This window comes from Coriobacteriia bacterium (assembly GCA_031292615.1).
GTDB lineage: Bacteria > Actinomycetota > Coriobacteriia > Anaerosomatales > JAAXUF01 > JARLGT01.
Map to the genome: position 1 here is coordinate 1 of JARLGT010000099.1, position 11,572 is coordinate 11,572.

Genomic DNA, 11,572 nt, shown 5'->3' on the forward strand with positions numbered 1-11,572 from the left:
GCGCCGAGCAGCCCCGGCGCGACTCCGCCAGCCACGACCAGCGCGGTGCCCCCAACCAGCACGCCCCACGGCGGCGGCGCGACCGAGGCGACGCGACCCGCCACGCAGCCCGCCGACCTCGCGCACCTGCACGTGGCGCTGGTGAGGCGCTGGACCGGCTTCACCGCACCCGTCTACATCACTAGCGCCCACGACGGCTCAGGTCGGCTCTTCGTCGTCGAACAGCCGGGCTGGATCCGAGTGATCCACGATGGGAAGGTCGCAAGCGGGACGTTTCTCGACGTGAGCCGCGAAGTCACCTACGGCGGCGAGCGCGGGTTGCTGGGCTTGGCGTTTTCGCCGAGCTACGCGACCAACGGCACCTTCTATGTCGACTTCGTCGACCTGAATGGCGACACGATCATCGCTCGGTGCGTCGTGCGCGATCCGGCAAGCGATCGACCGCATCTCAACTCGCTGACGCCCATCCTGCGCATCAACCAGCCGCCGTACCCAAACCACAAGGGGGGCTGCCTGCAGTTCGGCCCCGACGGCTACCTCTATATCGGGATGGGCGACGGCGGCAGCGCCGGCGACCCCGGCAACCGAGCGCAGAACCCCAACGTGCTGCTCGGCAAGCTGTTGCGAATCGATCCGGAGCACGCGAGCGGCTCGTTGGGTTACGCGATTCCCGCGGGACAGCCTATGCACCCCAGATGGGCGCCGGAGGTGTTTGCGATCGGTCTGCGCAACCCTTGGCGCTTCTCCTTCGACGCAAGCAGCGGCGCGCTGTGGATCGGCGACGTCGGCCAGGACTTGTGGGAGGAGATCGACGTCGAGAAGGCCCGCGTGGGCGGGCAGAACTTCGGCTGGCACGTGTGGGAGGGCAACCACCCGTATCCACCCGGCAGCACGGCGAGCAGGTCCGGCTTCGTGTTCCCCATCTACGACTACCCACACCCGTACGGCGAAGCGATCACGGGAGGCTACGTCTACCGAGGCGCCAAGTACCCGGCGCTCGTTGGAACGTACCTGTTCGCGGACTACGTGAAGGGCTGGGTCGCCGCGCTGCGCACGACCGCTCCCGACGGTTCGGCGCTGGCATCGCCCCAAACACGGACGCTGCTCACGGGAGTCGGCCAGCCATCGAGCTTCGGAGTCGACGATGCTGGCGAACTGTACGTGGTCGACTACCGAGGCTCGATCTTCGCCGTGACGGCGCAAGCGCGTTAGCGAAGCGAACAACCGGCTCACATCGCGACGGCCATCGGTCCCCGAACTCGCCTACAGGTCGCCGAGCAGCCCGTCGACGTCCTCCGCGGTCGTGTCCCACGACGTCACCCAGCGCGCCAGCGACAAGCCCGGCGCCGCATCCGCCTGCCACGTGTAGAAGTGATGGCGAGCCACGAGTTCGGCCATGCGTTCGTTAGGTAGCAGCGCGAACACCTCGTTTGCGATCACCTCGTGCACGACGTCCACGCCGCGCGCGATCGCACCCTCGGCCAGCCGAGCGGCCATCGTGTTGGCGTTGGCCGCGCAGCGCTGCCACAGGTCGCCCTCGTACATCGCGACGAACTGCGCGCCCACAAAGCGCATCTTGCTCGCGAGCTGCCCCGACTGCTTGCGCATGAACGGCAGGTCGTCGGTGACCTCTTGCCCGAAGAGCACGACAGCCTCGCCGGCGAGCATCCCGTTCTTGGTCCCGCCGAACGACAGCGCGTCGACGCCTGCCTCGCTCGAGATCGCAGCGAGCGAGCAGCCGAGCCCAACCGCCGCGTTGGCGAGGCGCGCACCGTCGACGTGCAGCATCATCCCGTGCCCGTGAGCGACCTCGGACAAGGCGCGCAGCTCGTCGGCCGTGTAGACGGTGCCGAGTTCGCTCGCCTGCGAGACCGAGATCACGCGAGGCTGTGCGTGGTGCTCGAATCCGAATCCGGTCAGCTGCGGCGCGACCAGATCCGGAGTGAGTTTACCGTCGGGCGTGTCGACGGGAACGAGTTTCACGTTTGCGATGTGCTCAGGAGCCGCGCACTCGTCGGTGTTGATGTGCGCCGATGAGGCACACAGCACGCTCTCCCAAGGCCGACATAGCGCCGAGAGCCCCACAACGTTGGCGCCGGTGCCGTTCCACACCAGCGCGACCTGGGCGTCGGACCCCACTTGACCCCGAATCGCGGCGATGGCGCGCGCGGTCCACGGGTCGTCGCCGTAGGCGTGCGCGTGGCCAGCATTGGCCTCGGCGATGGCTGCAAGCACCTCGGGGTGCACGCCCGAGTGGTTGTCGCTGCCGAACCCGCGCCACGTCTGCATAGCTGCTCCTTATAGGAAGTATATGGTAACTGCAAAGTCCCAAATAGTTCTCTGCTGGGTAGAGGATATAGCAAGGGGAGGCCATCCCCGCGTTCAGCGCCCTTTAGAGAGGAGGCATCATGCCCGACAATGAACGACCTAGCCCAGTACGCGGACTCAGCCGCCGCGACTTCTTGAAGTACAGCAGTTTCTTGGCTGCGCTTATAGGAGCGGGCCCGCTCGGCGCGACCAAGGTCGCCGAGGCGATTGAAGCCGCCACGAAGTTCCCCATCGTGGTCTGGTCGGACTTCCAAGAGTGCCTAGGCTGCACGATTGCGTTGCTCCAGGCGACGGCGCCGACACCGGCGCAGCTGATCTTGCAGCAGATTTCGCTCGCCTACAACGAGGCCGCAATGGCCCCTGCCGGCTTCGACGCCGAGAAGTCGTTCAATCAAGCGTTCGACCAAGGCGCGTACTGGGTCATCGAGGGTTCGATCCCGGAGAAGATCCCGGGATCGATTGCCATCGGCGGCAAGTACGCAGGCGACATCGCCAAGGAGTTCTACCCCAAGGCCAAGGGCGTCATCGCCATCGGCTCGTGTGCGTGCTTCGGCAACGTCCAAGCGCACGTCCCCAACCCGACTGGGGCCATGGGCGTTGGAGCGTGGCTTCGTGGACCGGGCGGAATCCCGAATGCCCAGGTCGTCAACTTGCCGCGTTGTCCCGGTCACGGTGACGACCTGGTCGCGACCCTGATCTACATCATCGTCATGGGCAAGCTGCCCGATCTGGACCACGCCGGGCGCCCGCTGTTTCTCTACGGTCAGACCATTCACGACACGTGCGAGCGTCGCGCGCACTTCGAGGCCGGCGAGTTCGTCGAGCAGTTCGGAGACGAAGGCTCGCAGAAGCGCTGGTGCTTCTACAAGGTCGGCTGCAAGGGTCCCGCGACCTACGCGCCCTGCGCGATCAACCGCTGGAACGGGCGCACCTCGTGGTGCATCCATGCAGGCCCTTGCACGGGTTGCTCGGAAGATAACTTCTGGAACGACTTCAGCCCGCTGCGCGAGCCGCTCCCCAACATCCCGGTTCCTGCAATCCAAGGCGTCTCGGCGCAGAACATCGGTCTGGGTCTGGCGGCCGTGACCGGAGTCGGCCTTGCGGCGCACCTTGTAGGCCAGACCGTGAGCGGTCGACTCTTCAAGGGCGGCCCTAACGGCAATGGAGAGAGCCACCCGCAGGCCGAGAAGAAGGACGGTGACCAGAAATGACCAAAGTCGTCATCGACCCGATCACCCGTATCGAAGGTCACCTCCGCATCACCGTCGAGGTAGAGAACGGCAAGGTCAAGGACGCTTGGAACACATGCACGCTGTTCCGTGGATTCGAGATCTTCATGGAGAACATCGATCCGCGTGACACGTGGCACTACGCGCAGCGCATCTGCGGCGTCTGCCCCAACCCGCACGCCTTGAACTCGGCGACCGCCGCGGAGCGGGCCATGGGCGTGGCCACCGTCCCCGACAACGCGCGACTCGTGCGCAACATGCTCGATGCCACGCAGTTGGGCTACGACTCGATTCTGTGGTTCTACATCCTCAACGCGTTTGACTACGTCAACGTGCCGGACATCCTCAACGCCAAGACCACTGATCCGGAGCTGATGGCCATCCAGGCACAGGTCAAGGCGCAGGCAACCTCCGGCGAGGTCAACTTCCTGTCCAACCACTACTGGGGTCATCCGGGCTACGTGCTTTCGCCCGAGGCCAACCTCACACTCACGGCCCACTACCTGCAGGCGATCGACGCGCAGCAGGCAGCGAACCAGGCGTGTGCCGTGATCGCAGGCAAGTTCCCGATGATCATGACGATGGCTGCAGGCGGCATCACGCAGCTGCCCAACGAGCCTGACGTGAACTACTACCTCGATCGCATGGGCATCGTGAAGGAGTTCACTGAGAACGTCATGTGGCCCGACCTGCTCGCCGTCGCCGGCGCCTATCCCGAGCTCGCCACCTTCGGCAAAGGCGTGGGCAACTTCCTGACGTGGGGATTGCTCGATGAGAAGGGCCAGCTCCCCGAGAACCGACTCTTCCCGCGTGGTGGCATCTTTGGCGGCCAGCTCAAGGTCGAGAAAGTCGACCCCGCCGAGGCCCGTCTCTATACGCAGCACAGCTACTACGAGGACGACATGGGCAAGGGCCAGAAGCCGTTCGACGTTGGCCAGAAGGCCATCAAGTTCGACGGCTACCCGCCCATCGACGGCCCCGACTTCCCCACCGGCAAGTACGACTGGACCCGCGCGGCTCGCTACCCGAGCCCGGCCGGCAAGGACGTACCGATGGAAGTCGGTCCGCTGGCCGAGATACTCGTAGCCTACGTCAGCGGCCAGAAGGACGTCGTCAAGTACGTCGACGAGGTTCTGGCGGCTATCGGCATGACTGGCAAGCCCGAGGTTCTCGTCTCCAACCTCGGCCGCGTTGCGGCGCGCGTTGTCAAGGCTCGCATCAACTGCGACTACGCCGCCCAGTGGGGCATGGACCTTCTCGCCAACATCAAGGCCGGCGACACGACCTGTTTCACCGAGCCCAACCTGATGGCAGAGGGGGAAGGCATCTCGGGCTACGACGCTCCGCGTGGCGCACTGTCGCACTACTGCCGCGTCAAAGGCGGCAAGACCGTGAAGTACGCAGCGGTCCCGGCGAGCAACTGGAACCTCGCGCCTCGTGACGACATGGGTGTTCGCGGTCCGGTGGAGGAAGCCCTTGTCGGCACTCCTGTGGCCGACCCCACGCAGCCGCTCGAGATCTTGCGGACCGTGCACACCTTCGATCCTTGAATGGCTTGTGCGGTTCACGTGATTGAACCGGAACATAACCGTATCTACGAGTTCAAGGTCCGTTAGGAGGAGGTGCAAGCATGTCGCACAAGTTCACACGGCTCGAACATCCCTGGCCGGCCGTGCTTATGCACTGGGCGCACCTGCTCGCCTTCTTCGTGCTGATCGGGACGGGGCTCCAGATCCATGCCCACGCCGACTGGTTCGGCCCGCTTGGCGCCGTCAGTCAGGTTCACTTCATCACGATGTACGTCTTCATCCTCACGACGATCGTGCGCATCTACTGGGCGTTCTTCGGCGCTGGCTCAGCGGCGCTGGGAGGGCTCACCCGTCACCGCGACTGGCGCTTCTTCGGCCTGACCATGGATGACGTGAAATCCACGCCCAGCTGGATCGCGTACTACCTGTTCCTGCGCAAGACCAAGCCGCGCACCGTGAAGTATGGCTCGCTACAGAAGCTGACGTACGCGGTGCTCTTCCCGCTCGGCATCGTGGTCATGGCGCTCTCGGGCTTCGCGATGTTCCTGCCTACGGCGAGCGCGATGAGCTGGTTCGCCAACATCTTCGGCGGACTGAACGGAGTTCGACTCATGCACTACCTGACCATGTGGGTGCTCATCGTGTTCTTCATGATTCACTTGTACCTCGTGATCGTTGAGGAGCCGGGACAAGCCGCTATCATGCTGTTCCGCACCGTTCCCCGTGGTCGGAGAGTCGTCGGCGATTATCCGGCCGACAAGGCAGCCGACACCGCAGGCCAGAAGGCCTAGCAGTTGGCCAAAGTGTGTGTCATAGGCATGGGCAATACGCTCATGGGTGACGACGGTGTCGGGGTCAGGGTCGCCGAGGCGCTCAGCCTTCGCGATCTTGGCCCCGACATCGAGGTCGTTTCCGGGGGGACGGCTGGGATGGCGCTCTCGCACTACTTCATGGGCGCCGATAGCGTGGTGGTGGTTGACGCGATCGCCGCGGGCGACACGCCAGGCTCCGTCTACCGCTTCCGGCCAGAGGATGCCGGCATCTTGGAACTGCGCTCGCACACGAGCCATGGGCTGTCGCTGCCCAGCATCATCATGGCGGCCGGCCTGAAAGGGGCACGCCCGAGCGTGCTCGTCTTCGCCGTGCAGATCGGCGACATCACGTGTGGCTTCGACACCCTCACACCCGCGGTCGAGGCGGCCGTCCCCGAAGTCGCCGACATGGTAGCCGAGGAAGCCCAGCGCTTGGCGCTCCTGCCGCTCTAGCGCTTGTGGCGACACGCGTCGCACCCGCGCCTCCGCACAGCCCCGTGCTCGTGGCCTAGCGGGTCGGCCCGAACTCCTGCTCGCACGCAGCGATGTAGTCGCGCAGCACCCGCGGCAACGCCTCGATCGGCCCGGGCGCGGGCATCGGCGCCGAGGAGTACGTCTCCCAGAACAGGACCTGCTCGTCGGGTCGCAGACGTCCCGCGCGCGCGTCCTCGAGCATCGCCGAGAACGCCTTGCCGGTGTACGTCGTCTCGAGCTTGATCCCGGCCTGCTCGGCGAGCGTAAGCGCCTCGCGCGTCTGCGGCGTCACGACGCCATAGCCCGGCTCGAAGAACTCATCGCGTAGCGTGAAGGCGAGATCTTCGAACTCCAGCGCCGGGAAGCTCTCGTCGAGCATCCTGAGCTGCGCAACGGTGGTGGCGGCGAGCAGCCGGGCCGTCTGTTCGCTGGCGACCTCCGGTGGGGTGACGCGGATGGCCTCGACGCGCGTGCTCACGCCGCCGGCCGCAAAGCCGATCGCCAGACCGATCGTCGTGCCGAGCGTTCCGGCCGCCGCGTAGATGATGTCAGGCTGCACGAGGCGCAGGATCGCGGTCCGGGCCTGCTCGGCGACCTCGAGTGCGGCGTTCACGTAGCCGATCGACCCGAGAGCGTTGCTGCCGCCCATCGGGATGATGTAGGGCTCGATCCCGTCGCGAGTCGCAAGCTCGCGGATGGCAGCCACCGCAGCGCGTTTGCCGTCCCAGCCGTCGGTGAGATGCAGCACCGTGCCGAGACCCGCATGTGCGAGCAACGTCGCGGGCGCGTACGGTCCGAGCTCTTGCGGCGAGAGCACGACGTGCGGCTCGAGGCCCACTTGGCGGGCGTACACGGCCGTGGCGAGTGCATGGTTGCTGCCGTAGGCGCCAAACGTCAGAACCGTCTTGACGCCCTTGGCCAGCGCGTCGCCCAGCAGGAAGTCGAGCTTGCGCACCTTGTTTCCGCCGTACAGAGGGTTGGTGAGGTCGTCGCGCTTGACCCACACCGGACCGATCGGCTCGGTCTCGAACCACTGGGCCTCTGGCCACTCGATTGGCGTGGGCAGCACTGCGATTCCGGCCAGCGGCAGGGAGGCCGTGCCTGGGTAGCGCTCGAATAGGGCCAGAGGGCCTTGCGTCATAGCGCGATCTCCTCATGTGGGCGGTTCAGCCGCTGCCATGTTACGCGAAGCACTATGCGCGCGGCGACGCCTAGGCACGACCACGTTGCGTCAGCGTCCGCACGGAGCCGCAACGCCCTCGCCCGCCTCGCACGCTCTCCTATGCCTCGCGCTTACGCACCTGATAGCGGATGACCGTCTTGGGGTTCTTGGCCTCCGGGCGCGACTGGTACTCCTCCTCGTGCGGGCCGGCAATCTCGTAGCCCTGCTCGGCAATGAAGTCGTGAAGGAGTTGGATGGTCGGAGCCTCATCGGCATACGCGCCGATGAAGAGCACCTCGGCGACGGTGCCATACTCCCAGCTTTCGACCACCACGGGCGTCTCCGGGATCCTCTGCGGGACTTCGGTCGTGCCATCGGGAATCACCAGGCCCCACGCCGCCTCCCACTTGTCGCGAGGCACGTTCATCCAGTCCGGGCCGCCGTACCAGCGCGCGCGAGGCGCGGTCACCTTGAACTCGGGGCCGCCAGCCTTCTTGAGCGCAAACTTGAGCCCGTAACCCGCTCCGTAGAGCGCCGGAAACACGCCCGGCGCCACGTCACTCGGGTCGCCCACCGTGTGCACCACCGCCATCGTCACCGCAGGCATCTCGACGATCTGCGGCTGGTTGGGCTTGAGCTTGGGCATCGTTGCCACCTTCCCCCCGTCGTTCCATTCTGCCGATCAGCCCGTCGACCCACCTCACCTCGGCGCCGAGCATCTGCTCGCTGTAGTCGAAGAGCTCGGTCACAAACCAATCCAGCAGCTCTTGCGAGTCGCGCTTGGCCTTCATTCCGGAGAGCCGCTCTGCAAGCTGGGCGCGGTACTCGCAAAGCGCCGCGAGCGCGTCGTCGGGCGACAGCCCGGGCAGGTTGGAGAGCGCCAGCGAGAACGGCGAGCGCATCGCCGGCACCGACAGCGCGTGCAGGCTCGCCGCCTCCCACGCCGAGAACCCAGCGCCCGTGGGCGCATACACCTTGCGCGACGGCCCGCGCTCTCCCGGTTCGTCGGCGCGCGCCTCGACCAGCCCCGCCTTCTCCATCTTGCCGAGCAGGTAGTAGATCGAGCTGAAGCCGACGTCGGTCCATTCGCGCATTCCGCGCGCCACGATGAGCCGCTCGATGTCGTAGCCGTGGCGCGGGCGCTCGACCACAAGGCTTAAGACTGCGAGTTCGGCATCGGTCATGGTAGTGCGACTCCTTCGCGCAAGGCCCTGATGAGCAACCGCTCAGCCCATCCAGCGTACTATTCTATTAGTAGAATACCCAACGGTCCGAGGAGTCCCACGCCCTCTCGCCGCACGATGTCGCTACTCGTACGAGATGGCGTCGCGAACACTGACGCGCGAGGCGTTCCAGGCTGGCAGCAGGCTCGCCAGCACTGAGATCGCCACCACCATCACTAGCCACAGCCCGACGCCGGCCCACGAAAAGTGGAACGCCAGAGGAAGCCCCATGGCCCCGCCCAGAGCGCTGACGAGCCACACCGAGAGCGGGTACGACAGCAGCGCACCCGCGCCCCACGCCATCAGCGCGATCACGACGCCCTCGGTGATGAAGATGCCGAAGATCGAACGGTGCGAAGCACCAATCGAGCGCATGACGCCGATCTCCCGTGTCGACTCGAGCACGTTGATGGTCATAGTGCCGGTCAGCCCGATGATGCCGACCGTCGACAGAATCGCCGCCATGATGACGAGGAACGTCACGAGGATGCCCAGCTGGTTGGCGATCGTCTCTTTGTTGGCCGCCTGCGTCTCGCTTCCCGACGCGGCATAGCCGTCCTTGTCGAGCTTCTTCTCGAGCGCCGTTGCCACTTCTTGTTGCGAGTCCGCCGAGTGGTCGACCGTCTTGACCACCAGCCGAGTGACGCCGCCGCCCGCGTCGATCGCCGAGTCCAGCGCGTCGCGGTCGAAGAAGATGATCGAGCCGCGCATCTGACCGCTCGCGATGCCGACGATCTTCCAGTCCGACTCGGCGTCTCGCATCTTCAGGCGCACCGTGTCGCCGACCGAGAGGTTGGGCTGGTCCTTGATCACGTCGGCGTTGACTACGATCGAGTGCGTGTCGCCGGCCTGAAGCCAGCGCCCGGCGGTGATGGTCGGATTCACGAAGCGGCTCTCCGCCGGCAACCCCACCGCGTAGATGCCCTGCAGCTCGGTGCCGTCTTGGCGCTTCATGCTGGCGCTCGCCTCGACGCGAGTCTCGGTGTCGGTGACGCCTGCGATCTTGCGCGCCTCGCGCTCAAGGGTCGCGCCAGGCTCGGGGCGCGCCAAGAAGACCTGCGCGTCGTAGGACCAGAAGCTAGCGATGTTGTCGACTGTTTGCAACGTGGAGGCGCGCACCGTGAGCACCGCCATGACCACGGCCGATGCGAGGATCAGCGTGGTCAACGTGAGGGCGAGCCGGCCCTTGCGAAGGAACGTGTTGCGAAGCGACAGCGCAACCGGCCGAGGCAATCCGCGCACGAGACCGAGGATGCGGTCAATCAGCCCGTGACCGAAGTTGGGGGAGATCCCCGTTGCGCTGATCGCCGAGACCACGCTCGTGCGTGCCCCGCGAGTGATGGGCACAATCGCGGCCGCAAGCGGCACGAGTACTCCGACTGCAACCTCCAACGCAATGACGTAGGCCGGTGGCTGCCAGTCGATGACGCGGAAGTTCAGCACGCCTGCAGCGTAAGAGATGAACCACCGCCCGGCCCAAAGCGAAAGAGGCACGCCCACGAGCACCGCCAACAGGCCGTAGATCGTCACCATCGCGAGGTACATCCGCGTGACCTGCGACGCTCGCCCGCCCACCGCCTTCATGATGCCGATCTGCCTGATCTGCTGCGCCATGATCGCCGAGACGGTCGTGACCACGAGGAATCCAGAGAGCGCCAACGACAGGACGCCAAGTGCCAGCAGCAGCAGCGATACCGCCTTGAAGATGTCGCCAAGGAAGTGGCTGCCGGGCTTGGGCACCGTGAGCTTCGTGACCGTGACTCCGGCCGCGGACATATCTCGGTCGCGGATGTCGACCGCGATCCGGCTTGCTGCCGCCTGCGACAGTGCTGGGTCGAGCGAGATCGCGAGGTAGTTGTACTTGTCGGGAACCTTGAGCTGGTCCAGCGTGCCCATCGACGTGTAGCCGACCACGGTGTCCGAGAACTGAGTCGGAACTGCGTTGATGTCGTGAGCGAAACCGACGATGCGCAGCTCGGACCGGTTCTTGTCCTCGGTCTCGACCGTGATGGTCTCGCCGATCGAGAACTGCTGCACCTGCAGGGCGCTCTTCTCGAGCACGATCTCGCCAGGGCCCGGCGGCCAGGTGGTCGCCTCTTCCGGCGAGAGCTTCTCCACACGGATGCTGCCGAAGTCGGGAAGCGCCCACACGTCGGCGGTCTGCCAGCCGGCGGTAGAGCTGCTAGGCACGGACTCGTCGGTGTAGCGCACTCCGACATCTCGGCGGGCCTCAGTGGCGATCACGTCGTGCCTGGAGGCTATGCGGCGCAGGAGTGAGGCGTCGAAGTCGCTGGTCGCGAACTGGGCCGATGGCGCGGCGGACGAGAGATAGTCGGTGTCGAACTCCCGGGTGAGCACTCCTCGGCCACCCATGACCACGCCCACGGCGAAGATGCCCACCGCGATGGAGAGCACCACAAGGAGCGTGCGCATCTTGTGGCTGGTGAGGTCACGCCCGACCTTCCGCCAGCGCGGCGGGACCGCCATGGACGCCGTCAGTCCTCGGCGTCGACGTCGGCGTAGTACGCGCCCGCGGGCTCGGCGTGCGACTCCTCGGCCAAGTCCTCGGCGAGCTCGACGGACATGCGGTTGAGGCGCTCCTCGACGATCTCGCCGTCCGAGACGTGCAGGCTGCGGCGCACGCGGGAGGCGATGTCGTTGTCGTGCGTCACCATGATGATGGTCTTGCCCTCGTCGACGAGGCACTCCATGAGGCTGAAGACGGCGTCGGCGGTCTTTGAGTCGAGGTTGCCGGTGGGCTCGTCGGCCGCGATGATCGGCGGGTCGTTGGCCAGTGCGCGTGCGATGGCGACGC

Annotated in this window: 11 protein-coding genes; 5 read left to right on the forward strand and 6 right to left on the reverse strand. The window is 65.9% G+C overall.

The window, feature by feature from the left end; translation table 11 throughout:
• Nucleotides 1–1,212, forward strand: a 1,212-nt coding sequence (locus P4L93_08880; protein ID MDR3687053.1) for a PQQ-dependent sugar dehydrogenase, incomplete at its 5' end; no start/stop codon positions are given.
• A gap of 51 nt (nt 1,213–1,263) precedes the next feature.
• Here the strand turns inward: P4L93_08880 and P4L93_08885 are convergent.
• Entirely contained in the window at nt 1,264–2,289 is a 1,026-nt protein-coding gene (locus P4L93_08885) for a beta-eliminating lyase-related protein (GenBank protein MDR3687054.1), read from the reverse strand.
• A gap of 119 nt (nt 2,290–2,408) precedes the next feature.
• Here P4L93_08885 and P4L93_08890 point away from each other — a divergent pair, with 119 nt between their 5' ends.
• The 4 genes from P4L93_08890 to P4L93_08905 all read left to right on the forward strand — a co-directional run bounded on the left by P4L93_08890 (nt 2,409) and on the right by P4L93_08905 (nt 6,351).
• Nucleotides 2,409–3,539 carry a hydrogenase small subunit gene (locus P4L93_08890; GenBank protein MDR3687055.1) on the forward strand — a complete coding sequence of 377 codons (1,131 nt, stop codon included), beginning with the start codon at nt 2,409–2,411 and terminating at the stop codon, nt 3,537–3,539.
• Entirely contained in the window at nt 3,536–5,107 is a 1,572-nt protein-coding gene (locus P4L93_08895) for a nickel-dependent hydrogenase large subunit (protein MDR3687056.1), read from the forward strand. The genes P4L93_08890 and P4L93_08895 overlap by 4 nt, the downstream gene beginning before the upstream one ends.
• 80 nt (nt 5,108–5,187) lie before the next feature.
• A complete protein-coding gene (locus tag P4L93_08900) occupies nt 5,188–5,877 on the forward strand; it encodes a cytochrome b/b6 domain-containing protein (GenBank protein ID MDR3687057.1) in 690 nt (229 codons plus the stop codon).
• A 12-nt stretch (nt 5,878–5,889) separates the two neighbouring features.
• Nucleotides 5,890–6,351, forward strand: coding sequence for a hydrogenase maturation protease (locus tag P4L93_08905; protein MDR3687058.1), 462 nt, complete (start codon nt 5,890–5,892; stop codon nt 6,349–6,351).
• Nucleotides 6,352–6,406: 55 nt separating this feature from the next.
• Here P4L93_08905 and P4L93_08910 read toward each other — a convergent pair whose 3' ends face one another.
• The 5 genes from P4L93_08910 to P4L93_08930 form a co-directional block, all read right to left on the reverse strand.
• Nucleotides 6,407–7,513: a pyridoxal-phosphate dependent enzyme gene (locus P4L93_08910; GenBank protein ID MDR3687059.1), complete on the reverse strand. Its 1,107-nt coding sequence runs from the start codon at nt 7,511–7,513 to the stop codon at nt 6,407–6,409.
• Nucleotides 7,514–7,652: 139 nt separating this feature from the next.
• Complete coding sequence (locus P4L93_08915; GenBank protein ID MDR3687060.1) at nt 7,653–8,180, reverse strand: GyrI-like domain-containing protein; 528 nt, start codon at nt 8,178–8,180, stop codon at nt 7,653–7,655.
• On the reverse strand, nt 8,092–8,718 hold the full coding sequence (locus tag P4L93_08920) for a helix-turn-helix transcriptional regulator (GenBank protein MDR3687061.1): 627 nt from the start codon (nt 8,716–8,718) through the stop codon (nt 8,092–8,094). Before P4L93_08920 ends, P4L93_08915 begins: the two co-directional genes overlap by 89 nt.
• Nucleotides 8,719–8,841: 123 nt before the next feature.
• On the reverse strand, nt 8,842–11,244 hold the full coding sequence (locus P4L93_08925; GenBank protein MDR3687062.1) for an ABC transporter permease: 2,403 nt from the start codon (nt 11,242–11,244) through the stop codon (nt 8,842–8,844).
• Between the two features lie 8 nt (nt 11,245–11,252).
• Nucleotides 11,253–11,572, reverse strand: a 320-nt coding sequence (locus tag P4L93_08930; GenBank protein ID MDR3687063.1) for a macrolide ABC transporter permease/ATP-binding protein MacB, incomplete at its 5' end; no start/stop codon positions are given.

Bases quoted from the DNA above. Each gene is read 5' to 3' on its own strand.
- P4L93_08890 (MDR3687055.1), top strand. From the start codon at position 2,409: ATGCCCGACAATGAACGACCTAGCCCAGTACGCGGACTCAGCCGCCGC.
- P4L93_08900 (MDR3687057.1), top strand. From the start codon at position 5,188: ATGTCGCACAAGTTCACACGGCTCGAACATCCCTGGCCGGCCGTGCTT.
- P4L93_08885 (MDR3687054.1), bottom strand. From the start codon at position 2,289: ATGCAGACGTGGCGCGGGTTCGGCAGCGACAACCACTCGGGCGTGCAC.
- P4L93_08920 (MDR3687061.1), bottom strand. From the start codon at position 8,718: ATGACCGATGCCGAACTCGCAGTCTTAAGCCTTGTGGTCGAGCGCCCG.
- P4L93_08910 (MDR3687059.1), bottom strand. From the start codon at position 7,513: ATGACGCAAGGCCCTCTGGCCCTATTCGAGCGCTACCCAGGCACGGCC.
- P4L93_08915 (MDR3687060.1), bottom strand. From the start codon at position 8,180: ATGCCCAAGCTCAAGCCCAACCAGCCGCAGATCGTCGAGATGCCTGCG.
- P4L93_08925 (MDR3687062.1), bottom strand. From the start codon at position 11,244: ATGGCGGTCCCGCCGCGCTGGCGGAAGGTCGGGCGTGACCTCACCAGC.
- P4L93_08895 (MDR3687056.1), top strand. From the start codon at position 3,536: ATGACCAAAGTCGTCATCGACCCGATCACCCGTATCGAAGGTCACCTC.